This is a genomic window from Nocardia sp. NPDC023733 (assembly GCF_040639775.1).
Classification (GTDB): domain Bacteria; phylum Actinomycetota; class Actinomycetes; order Mycobacteriales; family Mycobacteriaceae; genus Nocardia; species Nocardia rosealba.
The window spans coordinates 349,053-367,807 of record NZ_JBFAAN010000005.1 but is presented as its reverse complement, the minus strand read 5'-3'; the positions used below and the strand labels follow the sequence as shown (position 1 = coordinate 367,807).

The 18,755-nt window shown below is 68.6% G+C and carries 16 protein-coding genes and 2 tRNA genes; 11 read left to right on the top strand and 7 right to left on the bottom strand.

The window, feature by feature from the left end; all coding sequences use genetic code 11:
- The first annotated feature begins 68 nt into the window (after positions 1 to 68).
- A tRNA-Arg gene (locus AB0F86_RS21975) sits at positions 69 to 141 on the top strand.
- Positions 142 to 193: 52 nt separating this feature from the next.
- Here the strand turns inward: AB0F86_RS21975 and AB0F86_RS21970 are convergent.
- On the bottom strand, positions 194 to 526 hold the full coding sequence (locus AB0F86_RS21970) for a hypothetical protein (RefSeq protein ID WP_356984823.1): 333 nt from the start codon (positions 524 to 526) through the stop codon (positions 194 to 196).
- Positions 527 to 856: 330 nt separating this feature from the next.
- On the opposite strand from AB0F86_RS21970, the gene AB0F86_RS21965 reads away from it, so the two are divergent.
- The 4 genes from AB0F86_RS21965 to AB0F86_RS21950 all read left to right on the top strand — a co-directional run bounded on the left by AB0F86_RS21965 (position 857) and on the right by AB0F86_RS21950 (position 3,300).
- The gene (locus tag AB0F86_RS21965; RefSeq protein ID WP_225282112.1) at positions 857 to 1,477 is read left to right on the top strand and encodes a hypothetical protein; all 621 of its coding nucleotides are present in this window, start codon (positions 857 to 859) and stop codon (positions 1,475 to 1,477) included.
- A gap of 65 nt (positions 1,478 to 1,542) precedes the next feature.
- Positions 1,543 to 1,614 (top strand) — tRNA-Cys (locus AB0F86_RS21960).
- A gap of 40 nt (positions 1,615 to 1,654) precedes the next feature.
- Positions 1,655 to 2,194, top strand: coding sequence for a MarR family transcriptional regulator (locus tag AB0F86_RS21955; RefSeq protein WP_225282111.1), 540 nt, complete (start codon positions 1,655 to 1,657; stop codon positions 2,192 to 2,194).
- Between the two features lie 68 nt (positions 2,195 to 2,262).
- Positions 2,263 to 3,300 (top strand): hypothetical protein, encoded by a 1,038-nt coding sequence (locus AB0F86_RS21950; RefSeq protein ID WP_356984825.1) that lies wholly within the window; start codon positions 2,263 to 2,265, stop codon positions 3,298 to 3,300.
- Here the strand turns inward: AB0F86_RS21950 and AB0F86_RS21945 are convergent, their stop codons facing one another.
- Complete coding sequence (locus AB0F86_RS21945; protein ID WP_067641528.1) at positions 3,301 to 4,095, bottom strand: enoyl-CoA hydratase; 795 nt, start codon at positions 4,093 to 4,095, stop codon at positions 3,301 to 3,303.
- A 36-nt stretch (positions 4,096 to 4,131) separates the two neighbouring features.
- Positions 4,132 to 5,202 carry an enoyl-CoA hydratase/isomerase family protein gene (locus AB0F86_RS21940; RefSeq protein ID WP_356984827.1) on the bottom strand — a complete coding sequence of 357 codons (1,071 nt, stop codon included), beginning with the start codon at positions 5,200 to 5,202 and terminating at the stop codon, positions 4,132 to 4,134.
- A gap of 94 nt (positions 5,203 to 5,296) precedes the next feature.
- Here AB0F86_RS21940 and AB0F86_RS21935 point away from each other — a divergent pair, with 94 nt between their 5' ends.
- Positions 5,297 to 5,842, top strand: a complete 546-nt coding sequence (locus AB0F86_RS21935; RefSeq protein ID WP_181697492.1) for a hypothetical protein — start codon at positions 5,297 to 5,299, stop codon at positions 5,840 to 5,842.
- On the opposite strand, the gene AB0F86_RS21930 is transcribed toward AB0F86_RS21935, so the two are convergent.
- Complete coding sequence (locus AB0F86_RS21930) at positions 5,843 to 6,808, bottom strand: helix-turn-helix domain-containing protein (protein ID WP_356984829.1); 966 nt, start codon at positions 6,806 to 6,808, stop codon at positions 5,843 to 5,845.
- Positions 6,809 to 6,909: 101 nt separating this feature from the next.
- Between AB0F86_RS21930 and AB0F86_RS21925 the strand changes: the two genes are divergently transcribed.
- The gene (locus tag AB0F86_RS21925) at positions 6,910 to 7,698 is read left to right on the top strand and encodes an NAD(P)H-dependent oxidoreductase (RefSeq protein WP_356984831.1); all 789 of its coding nucleotides are present in this window, start codon (positions 6,910 to 6,912) and stop codon (positions 7,696 to 7,698) included.
- Positions 7,699 to 7,721: 23 nt separating this feature from the next.
- Here AB0F86_RS21925 and AB0F86_RS21920 read toward each other — a convergent pair whose 3' ends face one another.
- Positions 7,722 to 8,681, bottom strand: coding sequence for a DUF2157 domain-containing protein (locus AB0F86_RS21920; RefSeq protein ID WP_356984833.1), 960 nt, complete (start codon positions 8,679 to 8,681; stop codon positions 7,722 to 7,724).
- Between the two features lie 100 nt (positions 8,682 to 8,781).
- On the opposite strand from AB0F86_RS21920, the gene icmF reads away from it, so the two are divergent.
- The 4 genes from icmF to AB0F86_RS21900 all read left to right on the top strand — a co-directional run bounded on the left by icmF (position 8,782) and on the right by AB0F86_RS21900 (position 15,012).
- A complete protein-coding gene (gene icmF, locus AB0F86_RS21915; RefSeq protein WP_356984835.1) occupies positions 8,782 to 12,012 on the top strand; it encodes a fused isobutyryl-CoA mutase/GTPase IcmF in 3,231 nt (1,076 codons plus the stop codon).
- A 77-nt stretch (positions 12,013 to 12,089) separates the two neighbouring features.
- Positions 12,090 to 13,154, top strand: a complete 1,065-nt coding sequence (locus AB0F86_RS21910) for an amidohydrolase family protein (protein WP_356984837.1) — start codon at positions 12,090 to 12,092, stop codon at positions 13,152 to 13,154.
- 35 nt (positions 13,155 to 13,189) lie between these two features.
- Complete coding sequence (locus AB0F86_RS21905; RefSeq protein WP_067490513.1) at positions 13,190 to 13,597, top strand: DUF3224 domain-containing protein; 408 nt, start codon at positions 13,190 to 13,192, stop codon at positions 13,595 to 13,597.
- Positions 13,598 to 13,719: 122 nt separating this feature from the next.
- On the top strand, positions 13,720 to 15,012 hold the full coding sequence (locus tag AB0F86_RS21900) for a lipase family protein (protein WP_356984838.1): 1,293 nt from the start codon (positions 13,720 to 13,722) through the stop codon (positions 15,010 to 15,012).
- A gap of 2 nt (positions 15,013 to 15,014) precedes the next feature.
- Here the strand turns inward: AB0F86_RS21900 and AB0F86_RS21895 are convergent, their stop codons facing one another.
- Both AB0F86_RS21895 and AB0F86_RS21890 read right to left on the bottom strand, forming a co-directional pair.
- A complete protein-coding gene (locus AB0F86_RS21895) occupies positions 15,015 to 15,764 on the bottom strand; it encodes an SWIM zinc finger family protein (RefSeq protein WP_181697500.1) in 750 nt (249 codons plus the stop codon).
- A complete protein-coding gene (locus AB0F86_RS21890; RefSeq protein WP_356984839.1) occupies positions 15,764 to 18,568 on the bottom strand; it encodes a DEAD/DEAH box helicase in 2,805 nt (934 codons plus the stop codon). The genes AB0F86_RS21895 and AB0F86_RS21890 overlap by 1 nt, the downstream gene beginning before the upstream one ends.
- Positions 18,569 to 18,755: the final 187 nt, after the last annotated feature.

Here is an 18,755-nt window from a genome sequence, read left to right as displayed (position 1 = left end):
GGCGCACCGCACCCGATGCGATACGCTGTCGCTGCCCGATCGCCCCACCGGCGACCGGCATCTATCCCGCCCTCGTAGCTCAGGGGATAGAGCGTCTGCCTCCGGAGCAGAAGGCCGCAGGTTCGAATCCTGCCGAGGGCACACCTGAGAAAGGCCCCCGACCAGCGGTCGGGGGCCTTTGTCGTCCGCGAGGTCAACCGAAATCCGACATTGTCGAGATGATCATGATCATGACGACCACGCGCGCTACCCGGTGCACAGCGATCGCGATGATGACAATCGCGACTGCGAGCGCGGCCAGGCCGAGCCGGGTTTCTTGTTCCGCACCGCCGAGAGCGCGGATCGCCAGCGCGAACGCGACGCCGGCGAGAATCCCGGGGATCGCACAGTAGATCAGCGCGTAACCGAGCTCGTAGAAGTCGAGCGGGGAACGCAGTCGGTACATGACCAACGCCGAGACCGCCGCCGACAAGGCAAAGGCCATCGCGGCGCGCGCCGTCCGGGTCGACCCACGCCATACCTGCAAGAGCGCATTCTCCGATGGCACAGGCTCTTTCATGCGTCGATGACTACAGCAGCGACAGCCCGCTGTACACCCCGAGGCCGGTATGCGGGCAGTCCGACCTGGATTCCGACGGGCGAAATCGGCAGGCTACGGTACGTCGGAAACATCAGCAGGACTCGAAGCCGCCTCCGGCCCATGAGTGCCACAGGTTCGAATCCCGCCGAGGGCACATCGCGTTCCAAGCCCCGTCCGTTCGGTCGGGCCTTGTCGGTTCATCGCAGTTGTTCATCAGGTTGTACGCACGGTTCCACAGGTTTCGGGGCCCTGTCCCCGGTGACAGCAGGAGCGGGCATGACTAATCCATCAGACGGGTTCGGGGACCAGCCCCAGCCGGGGCAACCACAGCCGGGGCAACCACCGGCTGGGCAGCCACAGGGCGGGCAACCGCAGCCGGGCTATCCGGGGGCGGGTGGTCCGCCGCCCGGCGGCTTCGGGGCGCAAGCGGGGCCGCCGCCGAAGAAGAAGCGGACCGGGTTGTTCATCGGGTTGGGGGTACTGGCGCTGGTCGTACTGGGTGCGCTGGCGGCGGGGGTGGTGCTCACCGTGCAGGGGCGCACACCCCTGGCCTCGGACGACAAGAAGATCGAGGTAGCGATTCGCGACTTCTACGACACGCTCGATTCCGACGGGTTCATCGCCGCGTCCGAACTGGCGTGCGCCGCCGATCGGGCCGAGATCGAAAACCTCACCCCGGAGCAGCGCAAACAGTTCGACACCGCGACGGTGTCGGCGCGCATCGACGACGTGCGTGACATCGTCATCACCGGCGACGACGCGGAAGCCACCGTGGTCGGTCAGCTGACCCTCTCGGTCGAAGGCGAGGAGCCCGACACCGAGGACAGCACCGAGGAACACCTCACCAAAGAAGACGGCACCTGGAAGATCTGCTCGGCCCCAGCCAACAAGCACTGACATTGCGATCACCGTGATCGCAACCCTGGGCACACCCGCCACGCACCGGCATCATCAATGGCGAGGCGGGCGTGGCTGAGAGGTTTAGGCGACGGTCTGCAAAGCCGTTCACGTGGGTTCGATTCCCGCCGCTCGCTCTATGCGGAACGTGGCCCGGTTCGTGACATGATCGAAAACATGTCACGAACCGGACCGCTACCCCGAGACCCGATCGCCGAGGCACACCGGCAATGGATCGAGCACGGCTGGGGATCGGTCGCCGACGGCATGGCCCTTGTCACCTCCCTGGTCCGGGCCCAGCAGATCGTGATGGCCCGCGTCGACGAGGCCCTCAAACCCTCGGGACTCACCTTCTCCCGCTACGAACTGCTGCAGCTGCTCAGTTTCAGCCGCACGGGCGCACTGCCGATGGCCAAAGCCAGCGCGCGCCTGCAGGTGCACCCGACCAGCGTCACCAATACGGTCGACCGGCTGGAAGCGGCCGGACTTGTCGAGCGCGTGCCACATCCGAGCGACCGCCGTGCCACGCTCATCGAAATCACCTCCGCCGGAAGGAAATCCGTCGCCGAGGCGACCGAGGCGTTGAACGCGCAGGTTTTCGCCGAACCGGGCCTGGCACCGGGCGAGAGCAGACAACTGCTCGAGTTGCTCGCCCGGTTCCGCCATGCCGCCGGGGATTTCGACGACACGGCAAACCTCGCATTCCACGCGACCTGAGGGACTGAGCCGCGAATCGCGGGCCGACTCGCTTGGCAGGTAGCGCGAAAAGGTCCACCATGTAGCGCATGGTGCTGGTCCTCGGGGTGTCGGCGGGTGCGGGTGGGGCCCGTGCCGTGCTCAACCACACCGACCAACCGCATCTACCGCCCCTCGATCGGGTGCGCATCCCGCGCCGCGCGGGCGCCTCGGTGGAGGAATCGGTGCTCGCGGCGATCCGCCGGATGCGGGTGGCGGCCATCGCCCGCGACGAATGCGTCACCGCCACCGTCGTCACCTGCCGCAGCGACCTGCACGGCGACGCCATCCGCGCGGCGGCGGGCCCCTCGGTGACGATCGTCGACGAACCCCTCGCCCAGCTGCGCTACCTGCGTTTCACCGGCCTGCTGCCCGACACCGATTCAGTGATGCTCTACGACCTCGGCAGTTCCGGCCTCACCGTCACCCACGCCGACTGCCGCACCGACACCATCCTGGCCAGTCAGCGCAGCACCGTCCTCAGCGGCGACGGGTACGACGCACTGCTGCGCTGGCAACTGGCACGAGGCGGCGTCGCGGCCGACCGCCGCACCACCCGCACACACCGCGAAATGCTCAGCCGCGCAAGGGTTGTCACCGCCACCGACGCCGATACCGGCGAGCGCGCCGTAGTCACCCGCAGCGATCTGGCCGCCTTGTGCGAAGCGGGACTGCATCATTCGGCATCGTTCGTGCGGAAGATGATCGAGGACACCGGCGTACGACCCGGTGCGCTCGTCCTGCTCGGTGGATGCGTCCGCAACCCGGCGCTGCGGCACGCTGTGAGTCAGCTGGTGGAACTGCCGATCGTGTACGACCCTGAGCCGGAATATGTTTCGGCACGCGGCGCGGTGCTGCTCGCCGCGAGGAAACCCTCGCGCTTGCGCATGCCACGGTTGCGGGCGGGCGCGACGGCCGACCCGGTCGCACCGGCCGGCCCCGGTCGGCGCAAATTCCTCGCCGCCGTAGCGGTGACGGCGACCCTGGGCGGCGCGGTCGCCGGGCTGCTCGGCACCGACGACCGGGCGGACGAGAAGACCCCGCCCACGCCCGCCCAGTTCATCGACGGCTCGCTACCCGCGAAATAACTAGCTGTTGGTGAAGTTCGGCGGCCGCTTCTCGGTGAAGGCGGCCATGCCTTCCTTCTGATCGTCGGTCGCGAACAGCGAGTGGAACGCCCGGCGCTCGAACAGCAGGCCTTCGGCCAAGCTGGTCTCGAAGGACCGATTGACCGCGGCCTTGGCGAGCATGGCCGCGGGCAGCGACATACTCGCGATGGTCTGCGCCGCCTCGAGCGCGGTATCGAGCAGCTGGTCGGCGGGCACGATGCGCGATACGACACCGGCCCGTTCGGCCTCCTCGACGCCCATGTTGCGGCCGGTGAGGATGAGGTCCATCGCCTTGGCCTTGCCGACCGCGCGGGTGAGCCGCTGCGAACCGCCCATACCGGGGATGACGCCGAGCTTGATCTCGGGCTGACCGAACTTGGCGGTGTCAGCGGCGATCAGGATGTCGCACATCATCGCCACCTCACAGCCACCACCCAGCGCGTAACCGGCGACGGCGGCGATGGTCGGCTTGCGGAAGTTCGCCAGGCGGTCCCAGCCGGCGAAGGTGTCGGCCAGGAACATGTCCATGTAGGACTTGGTCGCCATCTCCTTGATGTCGGCACCGGCGGCGAACGCCTTCTCCGAACCGGTGAGGACGACGGCGCCGATCGAATCGTCGCGCTCGAGTTCGTCGAGCGCGGCGGTGATGTCCGCGAGCACCTGCGCGTTGAGGGCGTTGAGGGCCTTGGGACGGTTCAGCGTGATCCAGCCGACCCCACCCTTGCCGTCGCTGCCGCCCTTGCGTTCCAACAGAATCGTCTCGAACTCGCTCATGGTCTGCAGACGATACCGAGCGGCGCCGCCACCGGACTACACGGGCAAACCGAGTTCGCGGTCGCCGAGCGGGGCGAAGTAGGTGTCGACCTGCGCGTCGGTGACCTCGCCGAGGGTCGCGGGCGACCAGCGCGGCGTGCGGTCCTTGTCGATCACCTGGGCGCGGATGCCCTCGGCCAGGTCGTGGGTGCTCAGCGCGGCCACGGTGATCCGGAATTCGACATTGAGAGCGGCGGCCAGGCTGAGCCGACGGGCGTTGCGCAGGGCACGCAGCGTCGCCTTCACCGCCACCGGCGACTTGGCGAGGATGTCCTCGGCGGCCTTGGTCGCCTCGGGGAGGTCGGCCGCGCGCAGGGCCGCGATGATCTCCTCGACCGTGTCGGGACGGTAGCAGCGATCGATCCAGTCGGCGTGGGCGGCCAGCTCGGATTCCGGTGCGGGCGCGGCGAATCGGGCGATGGCCGCGTCGGCGGGAGTGGTGCGCAGGGCGTCGAGCAGCGCGGGCAGGTCGGCCGAGGGCACGAAGGTGTCGGCGAAACCGGCGACGATCGCGTCACCCGCGCCCATCCGCGCGGTGGTGAGGGCGACGTGGGTGCCCAGCTCGCCGGGTGTGTGCGAGAGCAGGTAGGTGCCGCCGACATCGGGCACGAAACCGATGCCCGCTTCCGGCATGCCGATCTGCGAGCGTTCGGTGACGATGCGGTGGCTGCCGTGTGCCGAGACGCCCACCCCGCCACCCATCACGATGCCGTCCATGATCGCCACATACGGCTTGGGGTAGCTGTCGATCAGCTCATTGAGCAGGTATTCGTCACGCCAGAACGCGGCCGCCGCGGTGTCGAGCGGTGCGGGCGCGCCGGGGCCGCCGTCGTTGATCGCCTTGGCGTCGCGATGGATGGCGACGATGTCGCCGCCCGCGCACAGGCCACGTTCACCCGCACCGACGATGGCGACGGTATCGATGGTCGGGTCGGTCGCCCACGCACGCAGGGCGTCGGTGACGGCCAGGCTCATCGCGTGGTTGAGCGCGTTGATGGCCCTCGGCCGGTTCAGCGTGATCAGACCGAGCCGGTCGCGGACCTCGAACAACACTTCGGCTTCACCCATGTCCGCCACGATAAAGTCGGATGTCCGAGTACCCGCAGCCGCGAGGTGCGAGTTGTGACCCATTCCACGCCGGTGCGTGGGGCAGAATCGGCGCATGGGCACCGATAACTTCGCACGGATATCCCGGCTGCGCGCGCTGATCGACCATGCGAACACCGGTGCGGGCGAACGCGCGACCGCCCAGCGCATGCTCGACCGGCTGTTGCGAAAAACCAGTGGCGGCAACCCTTCTCGACCTTCGGATCGGGTCTACGGTGAGCGGCACCACCGGCCGGGCAGACACGCGACCACGGCCGCCATCGTGGAGTCGGTGCGCGAGGACATCTCCTTCGCGCGCACCTTCGCCCCCGGTGCGCCCGGTGAGGTGATCGTGCACAGCCCACTGGCCGCAGCGCCGGCCGAACTCACGGTCGCGGTGACCACACCCTTCGCCGACCAGATCGTCGTCACGATCGACGACATCCCGCCGCAGTGGGGCTGGGAGTCCGACGAGTTCGACCGCATCGTCGCCACCCGCGACCTGCGCGCCCTCGCCGACGAACTGGCCGAGATCATCGACGCCTACAACCACTACGGCCCCGACGTGGGCCCGCGCTTCTTCCGGACCATCCGCGCCCAGCAGACAACCCTCATCCGCTGACTATCCGCCGCCGTGGAAGGTGGCCCGGTACGCCGAGGGGCTGGTGCCCAGCGATCGCGCGAAGTGCTGACGCAGGGAGGCGCCGGTACCGAACCCGGCCCGCTCGGCGATCTGGTCGACACCGAGCGTGGTCTGCTCGAGCAACTGCCTCGCCCTGATCAGTCGCTGTGCGGCGAGCCAGGCTCCCGGCGACATCCCGGTCTCGCGCCGGAATCTGCGGGTGAAAGTCCGCGGACTCATAGCGGCGTGCTCGGCGAGGACGCGCAGGGTGAGCGGCCGATCCAAGTGGTTCAGTGCCCATGCCCGGGTGCGGCTGGTCGTCGATTCGTCCTCGGCTGGGAGCGGTAGATCGATGAACTGCGCCTGGCCGCCTTCGCGATAGGGCGGCACGACCGTGCGCCGTGCGACGTCACCGGCGACGGCCGCGCCGTGGTCGGTGCGGATCAAATGCAGGCACAGGTCGATGCCTGCCGCTTCGCCCGCCGCGGTGCAGATGCCGTCGTCCTCGGTGAACAGCACGGCGGCATCGATACGCACTGCCGGGAAGGCCGCGCGGAGCCGGTCGGCGGACAGCCAGTGGGTCGTCGCGCGGCGCCCGTCGAGCAGGCCTGCGCGGGCCAGTACGAACGCGCCCGTACAGATCGACGCGATCCGGCGCCCCGCCGCACGTGCCAGGCGCAGCTGCTCGGCGACCTGGTCCTGCGCGGGGTCGCTGACCTCGTCGAGCTCGTGCGAGGCCGGGACGACGATGGTGTCGGCGGTGGCGAGCGCCGCGCTGCCGTGCTCGACGGCGATGGCGAAATCGGCGTCCGTGCGCACGAGGCCCGGTTCGATCGCGCAGGTCAGCACCTCGTAGAGGCGCTCGCCGTCGGCGGAGCGGGCCGAGCCGAAGATCTGGTGCACGATGCCGAGCTCCATCGGCATCACCCCGGTACGAGCCAGGACCGCGACCCGATGGACAGCCATGGCCTGATTCTTTCACATATCGGCTTTCCGGCCACTGGTGTGCGTGTGCCGGACTCGGCAGCCTGGGAAGCACGAACGAGCTACCGAAAGGACTGCGACAGATGCGAGTGCTGTGGGTGTTCGCCCATCCGGAACCGCGATCGCTGACCGCCCAGCTGCGCACCGCCGGAATCGCCGCGCTGCGCGAGGCCGGGCACGAGGTGATCGAATCCGATCTCTACGTCATGAACTGGAACCCCGTGGTGACGGCCGAGGACTTCGCGCATGACGGCGCCGAGCGGTTGGATGTGGCCAACGAATCCGAAGCGGCCCTGCGCACCGGCCGGCTGGCCGCCGACATCCGCGCCGAGCACGAGAAGCTGGCCTGGGCCGACACCGTGGTGCTGCATTTCCCGCTGTGGTGGTACGGGATGCCCGCGATCATGAAGGGCTGGCTGGACCGCGTGCTGGTGCAGGGTTACGCGTACGGGGTGCGTGATCCCGAGTCCGGTCGCACCCGCCGCTACGGCGACGGCGGCCTGGCAGGCAAGCGCGCCACGGCGGTGGTGTCGGTCGGCGCCCATACCGGGCTGGGACCGCGCGGCATCCACGGCGACCTCACGGAGGTCCTCTTCCCCCTGCTCCACGGCACTTTCTTCTACACCGGCATGGAGGTGATCGAGCCGGTCATCATCCCCGGCACCAACCGGGTGAGCCATGAACGCTTCGCCGCCATCACCGCCGACCTGCGCGCCCGGCTACTCACCCTGCCGACGACACCGCCCATCCCCTACCGCCACCAGGACAGCGGCGACTACGACGCCGACTGGAACCTGCACCAGGCCAACCACCCGGGAGCATCCGGCCTCGGGGTCCACCGCCGCGACAACGCATCCCGCCAGGCTTGCTGACCGAGCCCTTGGGCGAAGGTGATTCAGCCGGGCCGTTTCGGCCCCACAACGGTGGCGACGAGCCCACCGGTGAGGACGACCGCGCCGACGGCCAGAACGATGCTGGCCACGGCAGGCCCGCCTGACGTGTTGGCGGCGACCGCCTGACCGACGCCGATGGCGATGCACGCGGAACCGCCGAGAACGAGGACCGGTTCGCGCCGAAGCAGATAGGCGCCGAGTAGGACCACCCCGACGAAGCCGGTAAGGACTGGGCGCCACAGCGATTCACCGAGCGTCACCGATTGCGCGCCTCCAATCGCGATCAGTCCACCGAGCAGGAATCCGGCCCAGTCGACGACGAGCAGCCGCGCCCACGCGAGCCCGAACCAGACGGCCCCGAAGACCATGAGCGCGATGCCCTGCCACAGCCAGCGGTGTGTCCCGTCGGTGAGCTCGACGATCGTGGCGACGCCGAAACCGGCGATCGCGACCATCCCGAGCAGGCTCGGCACCATCAGATAACCGAGCGTCGCCACCAACAGCCCCGCGCACAGAGCCGCGATCTCGGCTTCGCCACCGCGCTCGCCGAACGCGGTCGCCACCGTGCCACTGGTCGCCATGGCCGCCAGCATCAGCAGCGCCGACGCGAGCCTGGTTCGCACGGCCGTGGCGATGGGCACACGGCGGAACAGGCCGGGCCGTCCACCGGCCAGCACCACAGCGCCACCGAGCGAACACCCGGTGACGACGGCGAGCAACACCACTCGCCCGGTGTCGGCGACATCGGCCCACGCGCGGTCGAGGAACAGTCCGAGACCCGCCGCGACGAGCCCGGCGCCGAGGTAGGCGACGATCTCGGCGACCACCCGGCCGGTCGGCGCACGCCCGGCCCGCTCCTGCTCCTCGACAGCTCGCAGCACCGCGTCCCGCTGGTCACCACTGATGACCCCGCCCGCGACCAACCGCTCCAACGCCACGCCCACCCCGTGTTCGCGAACCATCCGTCGAGTATGTCGGCACCACACCCGAGTGCGCCCCTTTCGCAGTGACGCCGTTCACAGTAGGATTAGTTTGATGTCCTAGTATCGGGCGTTCTACAAAATGGCGGAGGAAGTCATGAGCACCTCATTGCACGTTCCTGTCCATCCGGTGCGGTTCGTGACCTCGGCCGCCCTGTTCGACGGGCACGACGCGGCGATCAACATCATGCGGCGCATCCTGCAGGCCCAAGGCGCGGAAGTGATCCATCTCGGACACAACCGGTCGGTGCGCGAGATCGTCGACGCGGTGGTCGAGGAGGACGTGCAGGGTGTGGCGGTGAGCTCGTATCAGGGCGGGCACATCGAGTTCTTCGAGTACCTGGCCGAGGCGCTGCGTGAGGCCGGGGCGGGCGACGTGCGCATCTTCGGTGGCGGTGGCGGAGTGATCGTCCCCGAGGAGATCGAACGCCTCGCCCGCAGCGGCGTGCGCATCTTCTCCCCCGAGGACGGCCAGCGCCTCGGCCTGCCCGGCATGATCAACGAGCTCATCCGGCTCTGCGATGTGGACCGTGCCGCCGTCGCCCCCGATCTGAACGCCCTCTACACCGGCGACCGAATCGCCCTGGCCCGCACCATCACCTGTCTGCAGCAGGGCGGCCTGCCCGAAACCGACCGCGCCGCGATCCTCGCCGCGGCGGACGCGCGCGAAGTGCCGGTCCTCGGCATCACCGGCACCGGCGGCTCCGGAAAGTCCTCGCTCACCGACGAATTGGTGCGCCGGTTGCGTACCGACCAGCAGGACAAGCTGCGTGTCGCGGTCCTCGCCGTCGACCCGACCAGGCGCCGCGCCGGTGGCGCCCTGCTCGGTGACCGCATCCGCATGAACGCCCTCGACGGCGAACACGTGTACTTCCGTTCGCTGGCCACGCGCGGCAATCACGAACTGCCCGACGACATCGACACCATGATCGCCGCGTGCCGGGCAGCGGGCTTCGACCTGGTGATCCTCGAGACACCGGGCATCGGCCAGGGCGACGCGGGCATCGTCGACCACGTGGATGTGGCGCTGTACGTGATGACGCCGGAGTTCGGTGCCGCCTCCCAGCTCGAGAAGATCGACATGCTCGACTACGCCGACGTGGTCGCGGTGAACAAGTACGAGCGGCGCGGCGCCGCCGACGCGGTGCGCGATGTGGCCCGCCAATTGATCCGAAACCGTGCGGAATTCGGTTCCGACCCGTCCGACATGCCGGTCTTCGGCACCAGCGCGGCGACTTTCGACGACGACGGTGTCACCGCGCTCTACCAGCATCTGCTCACCCGGCTCACCGAGCACGGCCTCACGGTGGAGCCGGGCGCGCTGCCCCGGGTGGAGACGAAGGTGTCGACCAGGTTCGCCCAGCTCATCCCGCCGTCCAGGGTGCGCTACCTGGCCGAGATCGCCGAGACGGTGCGCGCCTACCACCAGGACACGGCACGGGAAATAGCTGCGGCGCAACGGGTTCAGCGATTGCGCGCGGTATACGAGGAGCTGCCCGATGATACCGCCGTCGGCGACTTGCTGGAGGCGGCGACCGGTGATCTGTCGCCCGCCTCGGCGGCCCTGCTGGACGAATGGCCCGCACTGGCCGAGAGTTATCGGGGCGAGGAGCAGGTGGTGCGGGTACGCGACCGCGAGATCCGCACCCCGTTGCGGCGCGAATCGCTCTCCGGCACAAGCGTTCCCCGGGTCGCGCTGCCCCGCTATACCGACGCGGGCGAACTGTTGCGCTTCCTGCGCGAGGAGAACCTGCCGGGCCGATTCCCCTTCACCGCAGGCGTTTTCCCGTTCAAGCGCGACAACGAGGACCCCACCCGCATGTTCGCGGGCGAGGGCGATCCGGCGCGCACGAACCGGCGCTTCAAGGCACTCAGCGCCCACACCGAGGCCACTCGCCTCTCGACTGCCTTCGACTCGGTGACCCTCTACGGCCACGAACCGGCGCAGCGGCCCGATATCTACGGCAAGGTCGGCACCTCGGGTGTGTCGGTGGCGACGATCGACGACATGCGCACCCTGTTCGACGGTTTCGACCTGTGTGAACCCACGACGTCGGTGTCGATGACCATCAACGGCCCGGCCCCGACGATTCTGGCGTTCTTCCTCAATGCGGCGATCGACCAAGCGGTGCACCGCTTCACCGAGTCGCAGGGCCGGGAGCCGACGGAGCAGGAGGCCGCCGAGATCAAGGCGCGCACGCTGTCCACCGTGCGCGGCACCGTGCAGGCCGACATCCTCAAGGAGGACCAGGGCCAGAACACCTGCCTGTTCTCCACCGAGTTCAGCATGCGGATGATGGCCGATGTGCAGGAGTGGTTCGTCCGCAACAATGTTCGCAATTTCTATTCGGTGTCCATCTCCGGCTATCACATCGCCGAGGCCGGGGCCAACCCGATCAGCCAGCTCGCATTCACCCTGGCCAACGGATTCACCTACGTGGAAACGTATTTGGCGCGCGGACTGGCGATCGACGAATTCGCGCCGAACCTGTCGTTCTTCTTCTCCAACGGGATGGACCCGGAGTATTCGGTCATCGGACGGGTGGCACGACGCATCTGGGCCGTCGCCATGCGCGACCGGTACGGCGCGGGAGAACGCGCCCAGAAACTGAAGTACCACATCCAGACCTCCGGTCGATCGCTGCACGCTCAGGAAATGCAGTTCAACGACATCCGCACCACCCTGCAGGCGCTGATCGCCGTGTACGACAATTGCAACAGCCTGCACACCAACGCTTTCGACGAAGCCGTCACCACACCCACCGAGGAATCGGTGCGCCGGGCGCTGGCGATTCAGCTCATCATCGCCAAGGAATGGGGGCTGGCGGTGAACGAGAATCCGCTGCAGGGCAGTTTCATCATCGACGAGCTCACCGACCTGGTCGAAGAGGCGGTGCTGCTCGAATTCGAACGGATCAGTGAACGCGGCGGCGTGCTGGGCGCCATGGAGACCGGTTACCAGCGCGGACGCATCCAGGACGAGTCGATGCGCTATGAGCAGCGCAAACACGACGGGACGCTGCCGATCATCGGGGTGAACACCTTTCGCGGCCCCGAAAGCGAGGCCGCGGCGCCGACGGTGGAATTGGCCCGCGCCACCGAGGACGAGAAACGGTCCCAGCTCCAGCGAGTGCAACAGTTCCGCGCCGAGCACGCCGAGGAATCGCATCGCGCGCTCGCCCGCCTGGCCGAGGTCGCCCACACCGACGGCAATATTTTCGAGGTACTGATGGACGCGGCACGGGTATGCACTCTGCAGCAGGTCACCGATACCTTTTTCGCTGTCGGCGGACAGTATCGGCGAACCGTCTGAGGCGACCGAATGCGACCATCGCCGCTGCCGACGTGTGACAATTCCCGAAGCAATGCCGGCGCGGCGATGGGACGTACATGGATCTGACCGGGCTCGACATCATCGATGCGCATATCCACCAGTGGGATCCGCATACGACACCTAGATTGTCCAGCAAGCACGCCAAGCTGCTGCGGTATGTGCCGCTGCCGGTCGACCTCGCCGCGAAATTCACCCCGCGCCGCGACCTCCAGTTCGTCGGCGACCCCACGGCCTACCTCGGCCCGTATCTGCCCGCCGACTACCGCACCGACCAAGGCGGAGTCGCGGTGCGCGGGCTCGTGCACGTGGAAGCCGAGTGGACCGGTTCGGCGCCCGACGAGACGCGCTGGGTGGCCAGCCTGCCGTTCGGGGTCGATACGCCCGCGCTCACCGCGATCGTCGGCTCGGCCGATCCCGCCGCCGCGGATCTGGGCCCAACGCTCGACGCGCATCAGTCGGCCTCGCCGCTGTTGCGCGGCATCCGGGCCACCGTCGCCCACCATCCCGATGCGGGCGTGAAGTCGTTCGCCGCGCACGACGGTCTGCTCACCGCGCCCGCCTTCCTCGACGGATTCGGTCAGCTCGCCGAACGCGGGCTCAGTTTCGACGCCTGGCTGTATTCGGGCCAGCTGCCCGAGGTGACGGCGCTGGCCGAACGCTTTCCCGAGGTGACGATCGTTCTCGACCACCTCGCCACCCCCGCAGGCATCTTCGGGCCGGTCGGCAAACACACCGGCAGGACAGCGGGCGAGCGACGCGACATTTTCGACCGCTGGCGCGACGACATCACCGATCTGGCCGCCCAGCCCAATGTGGTCGCCAAGGTGAGCGGGCTGATGATGCCGGTACTCGGCCACCCGGTCCCGCCGCGCGGGTTGTCGACCCAGCTGTCGGTGCTCGTCGACCGGTTGGGTCCGATGCTCGCCCACGCCCTGTCGGTCTTCGGTCCCGACCGGCTGATCTGGGGCTCGAACTTCCCCGTCGACAAGCCGATCACCAGCCTCCCCGTGGCCGTCGACGCCGTCGCGACGGCGCTCACCAAGGCCGGTGCGTCGGCCGAGGACCTGCGGAAGGTCTTCGGCGGTAACGCGGTTCGCGTTTACCGCATCGACCTGGGGTGACGGGTTTTGTCGGTAGCACGGTTTAGCATCACGGGATGAAGACGACCGGCACGTTCGAACTCACCGCCTTCGACCCGACCGATCTACAGCCGCAACCTCCGATCAGCACCGGCCTGCCGGTCGGCATCGCCCACATGACCAAGGTCTACGCGGGCGACATCACGGGCACCTCGGCCACGCTGTTCACCTCGGCGTTCGACATGTCGACGGGTGCGGGCACCTACATCGCCATGGAGTCCTTCGAGGGCAGCCTGGCGGGCAGGTCTGGCGCGTTCAACTTCGTCCATTCCGCCACCACCGGCGGCACCGATCGGACCGACGAGTTCTTCCACATCGTCCCCGGTAGCGGCACCGGCGAGCTCACCGGCATCACCGGCACCGGGGCCCTCTACGTCGACACCACCGGCGGCCACCACATCTGGTTCGAGTACGACCTGCCCTGAGGAACCGTCGGCTCGACAGAATCTCGACGCCGGACCGGCGTTATGAGCCCGATCGACTGCGAGTGACCGCGTAGTCCAACTACGTTGACCCCTGTCAACAGGACGCGTTCGAGGGAGCTGTGGTGGCGGCAGGGTTTCGGTGCTGGGTCGGTGGTGTCATCGCGGTGATGGCCGTTTCGGTGGCGGCTCCCGCCGTGGCCGCTCCTCCGCTCGGTCCGACCGGCGACACCACGTTCTACACCCCGCCCGCCGAGATCCCGGCGACGCCGGGACAGCCGATCAAGACCGAACCCATGTCGCTGCCGATCACCCTGCCTGGTAGCAACGGCCCGCTTCCGGCAGAAACCACCCGCGTGATGTTCTCCGCCACCGACCGCACGGGGTCGGCGGTCGCGGCGACCGGTGCGTATCTGCGGCCGACCCTGCCGTGGGTCGGACCCGGTCCGCGGCCGCTGCTCGTGCTCGCGCCCGGCACACAGGGTCAGGGCGACCAGTGCGCGCCGTCGAACACCCTGGCATTTCTGTTGCAGTACAACGGCGGACTCGATGTGGGCGTGCAGTACGAGCAGTACGCGGCGATCTACCCGTTCCTCGCGGTCGGTGGTGCGGTGATGCTCACCGACCACGAAGGTTTCGGCACTCCGGGACCGCACAGTTACATGTCGCGTGCGTCCACCGGACAGGTCATGCTCGACGCCGCGCGGGCCGCCCGTGAACTGCCCGGCAACGGACTCGAACCGGGTGCCCCGGTGGCGCTGTGGGGCTATTCGCAGGGTGGCGGGGCTGCGGCCGCCGCGGCGGAACTCGCCCCGAGCTACGCACCGGACCTGCCGATCGTCGGCGCCTACGCCGGAGCACCGGTGGTCGACGCACGCGCCCAGCTGCGGCACTTCGACCGCGGCTCGCTGGCCGGCGCCCTCGGCTACTACATCAACGGCGCCGTCGACGAGAACCCCGCACTCGCGCCCGCCACCGATCGGCTGCTCAACGACGCGGGCAAGCGCATGCTGGCCGACACCGCACGGCAGTGTGTGGCCGAAACCGTAGCCACCCAGGGTTTCCGGGACAGCCGTAGCTGGACGAGCACCGGACAGAGCGTGGTCGAAGCGTTGGATTCCGACCCGGACTGGGCAGCCCACCTCGACGACGACCGGGTCGGACAGTTGCGACCCGGCGCCCCGGTACTCATCCACAGCATGGCCGATGATGAACTGGTGCCCACCTACAGCGCTCGCAGGCTCGCCGCGGACTGGTGCGCCGCCGGTGCCACCGTGGCCTACTACGAGCAGCCGCTCCCCGGCGATCCGGTGAAACTCGGTGTGTCACATGTGCTCAACAGCCCGCTGAGCTTGCCGGGCGCGCTGCTGTGGCTGCACGGCCTGTTGCGGGGCGAGCCCGCGCAGCGCACCTGCTGAACTCAGCTGTCGAATTCGGCGTAGAGGGAACGTAATTCGCGGAGGCCGGTGGCGGCGGTCTGCTCGTCTTCGGCCGACATGCGTAGGGCACGGCGCAAAGCCATGGCATCGAGGTCCTCGATGACGGGGTGGAATTCGATGCGTGGCAGGTCGGGGAGGGTGAGGTGGTCACCGTATGGATCGTCGGAATCGGTGGTGCGGGTTGATCTTTCGACGCCACCGATCAGGGTGTCGAGGTCGAGTCCGCGCAGGGTGAGGATTTCGCCCGGTTGCTCGTCGAGGCGTTCGGCGAGCAGGTAGCAGACGGCGGCCACATGTTTACACGGCCAGCCCATGTCCGGGCAGGTGCAGGAGAAGTCCAGTTCGGCGGCGGTGGTCGGCAGCAGGTGGGGGCCGAGCGCGGGCGGTAGAGCGCCCGAAGCGATTTCGGCGAGCATCCCTGGCGCTTCGCGGATCTCGGCCAGCAGCAGCTCGATCTCCTCCTCGCGCAGCGGTCGCACCGACAACACGGAGGTGAACGGGCTCGGTTGGCTGCCCTGCACCTCGGCGGTGACCGCACCGCGCTCCACGCGATAGTTCACCACCTGCCCGACCCGCGCATAGGTACGCCCGCGCGAGAGCCTGCCCGCGTCGGCCACCTTCTCCACCGCCTCGAGCAGCGACTTTCCCCACCAGGTGCGACCGAAACCGCCGCGCGCCTGCGCACCGCCGCGCACCGGTTTGCGCGGACCGAACTGGCTGAAATCGGCCATCAGTCACCCACCGCCTCGGCCCCGAGGGTGAACAGTTCACGCAACTCGTCGGTGCCCAGTTCGGTGATCCAGTTCTCCCCCGCCCCGACGGCCAGGTCGGCCAATGCCTTTTTACCGCTGATCATTTCGTCGATGCGCTCCTCGATGGTGTCGACGCAGACGAGCTTGCGCACCTGCACCGCACGCTGCTGGCCGATGCGGAACGCGCGGTCGGTTGCCTGGTTCTCCACGGCCGGGTTCCACCAGCGGTCCAGGTGGATCACATGATTGGCGGCGGTCAGGTTCAGGCCTGTGCCACCCGCCTTGAGCGAGAGCAGCATCAATGGCGGTCCGCCCTCGGCCTGGAACCCGGTGACCATGTCGTCGCGACGCTGCTTGGTCACCCCGCCGTGCAGGAACGGGATGGGAGTGCCGAACCGTTCGGTGAGGAACGGCAGGATCAGGTCGCCGAACTCACGGAACTGGGTGAACAGCAGGGCCTTCTCGCCGTCGGCGAGGACGGCGTCGAGGATGTCCTCAACCAGGGCGAGCTTGCCCGAGCGGTGGCCGCCGCGGCGCATGATGGGCGAGGCGTCGCCGAGGAAATGCGCGGGATGGTTGCAGACCTGCTTGAGCCTGGTCAGCGCGCCGAGCACCGCGCCCTTGCGCGCCATGCCCTTGGCGTCTTTGAGTTTCTCGAGCATGTCGTCGACCACGGCCTGATACAGCGCGGCCTGCTCGACGGTGAGGTTGGCGCGCACCGTCATCTCGAGCTTCTCGGGCAGATCGCTGATGACCGCCGGATCGGTTTTGAGCCTGCGCAGCACGAACGGTTCGGTGATGAGCCGCAACCGGTCGATGGCCTGCTGGTCGCGTTCGCGTTCGATGGGGACCGCGAAGCGGGCACGGAAGGACTGCGGGCTGCCGAGCAGCTTGGGCATGGCGAAATCGAACAGGGCACGCAGTTCTTCCAGCCGGTTCTCCACCGGCGTTCCGGTGAGCGCCAGCCGATGCCGGGCCCGCAGGGCGCGGGCGGCCCGTGACTGCCTGGTTGTCGCGTTCTTGATGTGCTGGGCCTCGTCGAGAACCACCCGCTCCCAATGCTGTTCGCTCAGCAACGCGGCGTCACGCGCGAGCAGGGCATAGGTGGTGACGACCAGATCCGCCTCCGCGACCGCGGCGGCGAAATCCGCGCCCTTGCGCCGATCGGTGCCGTGGTGCACGAGGACGCGCAGGTCGGGTGCGAACCGTTCGGTCTCGCGCTGCCAGTTGCCGACCACCGACATGGGGCACACCAGCAGCGTCGGCCCTACCGGACCGACGGCCTCGCGTTCGTGCACGAGGAGCGCGAGTACCTGCACGGTCTTGCCGAGTCCCATGTCGTCGGCAAGGATCGCGCCGCAATCGAGCCGGTTCATGGTGGCCAGCCAGCTCAGGCCGCGCTCCTGATAGGGGCGGAGCTGGGCTTTCAGGCCGATCGGCACCGGAACCGGCTCGGGATCGCCGTGTCCGGTGAACAATTCGGCCGCCCAGCCGTCGGCGGTGACCTCGGTGACCGGCACATTGTCGACCCGTTCGGCGGCGAGTTCGCCGATCATGTCGGCCAGGGTGATCGGGGTGTCGTCGGCGTGCAGCGCCACGTACCGGGCGGCAGCCGCCAGCGCGCGGTGATCGGCCTGCACCCATTCACCGCGCAGCTGGACGAGATCGGATTTGCTGCGCACCAGCCGCTCCATCTCGGCCGGGGTGAGCACCATGTCCCCGAGCGCCAATTCCCAACGGTAGGAAAGCAATCCGCTGAGACCGACGGTGGACTCGGCGGCGGCCGGGCTGCTCACCCGCAGGCGCATGCTCGGTTCGGCGATGTTCCAAGCGCGCGGCAGCAGCAAGCGAATCCCGGCCTCCTGCAGCGCATGCGCGCCGTGGGCTACCAGGTCGGCGACCACCTGGGTCGGCAGCAGGAGGTCGAGGCCGCGCGGGTCGGTCGGCAGATCACGCAGGCGCGGGTAGGCCTTGCGGGCCTGCCCCAGCTTCTCGGCGGCGGTGCGCACCAAGACCGGATCATCATCGAGGACAACGGGTTTCGGCGCGTCGTCGACGGGGCGCAGGCACACCTGTAGTCGCCACAGCGCCACCGAGTCGTCGTCGGTGCCGAATTCGCCGTCGGGTTCGCACAGGCGAAGGACCAGCTCGGGTTCGTCGGCGGCGTATCCCTCGCGCCACTGCGACAGTGTTTCGGCCAGCCGGTAGGAGCCCTCGTCGAGCGGGGTGTCGCTCATCAGCGCCCCCAGCAGCGGGTGCGTCATCGAACGGTGGCTCAGGTATTCGCGGGCGATCGGGTCGGTGAGTTCGGTGACCAGGTCCTCGAGCACCCCCGTTGGCGGCCCGGCGACCCGCAGCGCGGCGGGCATGGCCGTGGCCAGCTCGGCGAGCCACGCGCGCTGCCGTTGCCCGCCGACCAACCGCCACCGCACCCACCATTGCCCGTCGGCGCGATCCACCTGCGGCACCACCCGGCCTGCCCGCACCCAGCGTTCGATGCCACGGGCGACGTGTGCGAGGAAGCGCAGGTCGCCGGAGATGTGCTCGCGGGGCAGCCTGCTGCGCAGCACGACGGCGGCCGTCGGCGGCGCGAGCGCGTGCGCGCGGACCTCGGCTCGACCCGGTGCGCCCGCCTCGTCGACGACGAGCACCTCGGCGCGATGCCGGAACCGCGCGCGCTCGAGAATGTCGCCGAGCACCGAACCCACCGCAACGGGTTGCCCGTCGTGCCACAGCAGCAGGCCCGAACCGGGGGACCACAGACCGTGCAGCATGGTTGCCATCCAAGCAGCAGCCACCGACACCGCGCGCTTCGCCATCGCTCTGGATTTCTGGGCTCCCACGGAACATACTTGGATATTCCCTGGTCACGGCCGGAAGATCACCGGCGACAACTGCATATCCACCCAGGCGAACCGGCCACGAACCGGCTCGGCCGATGAACCCCTTGACTGCGTGCGGAGGGCAGCG

Excerpts from the sequence above, each read along its gene's own strand:
- AB0F86_RS21950 (WP_356984825.1), top strand. The coding sequence starts at position 2,263 with ATGGTGCTGGTCCTCGGGGTGTCGGCGGGTGCGGGTGGGGCCCGTGCC.
- icmF (WP_356984835.1), top strand. The coding sequence starts at position 8,782 with ATGGCGGAGGAAGTCATGAGCACCTCATTGCACGTTCCTGTCCATCCG.
- AB0F86_RS21945 (WP_067641528.1), bottom strand. The coding sequence starts at position 4,095 with ATGAGCGAGTTCGAGACGATTCTGTTGGAACGCAAGGGCGGCAGCGAC.
- AB0F86_RS21965 (WP_225282112.1), top strand. The coding sequence starts at position 857 with ATGACTAATCCATCAGACGGGTTCGGGGACCAGCCCCAGCCGGGGCAA.
- AB0F86_RS21890 (WP_356984839.1), bottom strand. The coding sequence starts at position 18,568 with ATGGCAACCATGCTGCACGGTCTGTGGTCCCCCGGTTCGGGCCTGCTG.
- AB0F86_RS21930 (WP_356984829.1), bottom strand. The coding sequence starts at position 6,808 with ATGGCTGTCCATCGGGTCGCGGTCCTGGCTCGTACCGGGGTGATGCCG.
- AB0F86_RS21955 (WP_225282111.1), top strand. The coding sequence starts at position 1,655 with ATGTCACGAACCGGACCGCTACCCCGAGACCCGATCGCCGAGGCACAC.
- AB0F86_RS21940 (WP_356984827.1), bottom strand. The coding sequence starts at position 5,202 with ATGGGTGAAGCCGAAGTGTTGTTCGAGGTCCGCGACCGGCTCGGTCTG.
- AB0F86_RS21895 (WP_181697500.1), bottom strand. The coding sequence starts at position 15,764 with ATGGCCGATTTCAGCCAGTTCGGTCCGCGCAAACCGGTGCGCGGCGGT.
- AB0F86_RS21910 (WP_356984837.1), top strand. The coding sequence starts at position 12,090 with ATGGATCTGACCGGGCTCGACATCATCGATGCGCATATCCACCAGTGG.
- AB0F86_RS21935 (WP_181697492.1), top strand. The coding sequence starts at position 5,297 with ATGGGCACCGATAACTTCGCACGGATATCCCGGCTGCGCGCGCTGATC.
- AB0F86_RS21905 (WP_067490513.1), top strand. The coding sequence starts at position 13,190 with ATGAAGACGACCGGCACGTTCGAACTCACCGCCTTCGACCCGACCGAT.
- AB0F86_RS21925 (WP_356984831.1), top strand. The coding sequence starts at position 6,910 with ATGCGAGTGCTGTGGGTGTTCGCCCATCCGGAACCGCGATCGCTGACC.
- AB0F86_RS21920 (WP_356984833.1), bottom strand. The coding sequence starts at position 8,681 with ATGGTTCGCGAACACGGGGTGGGCGTGGCGTTGGAGCGGTTGGTCGCG.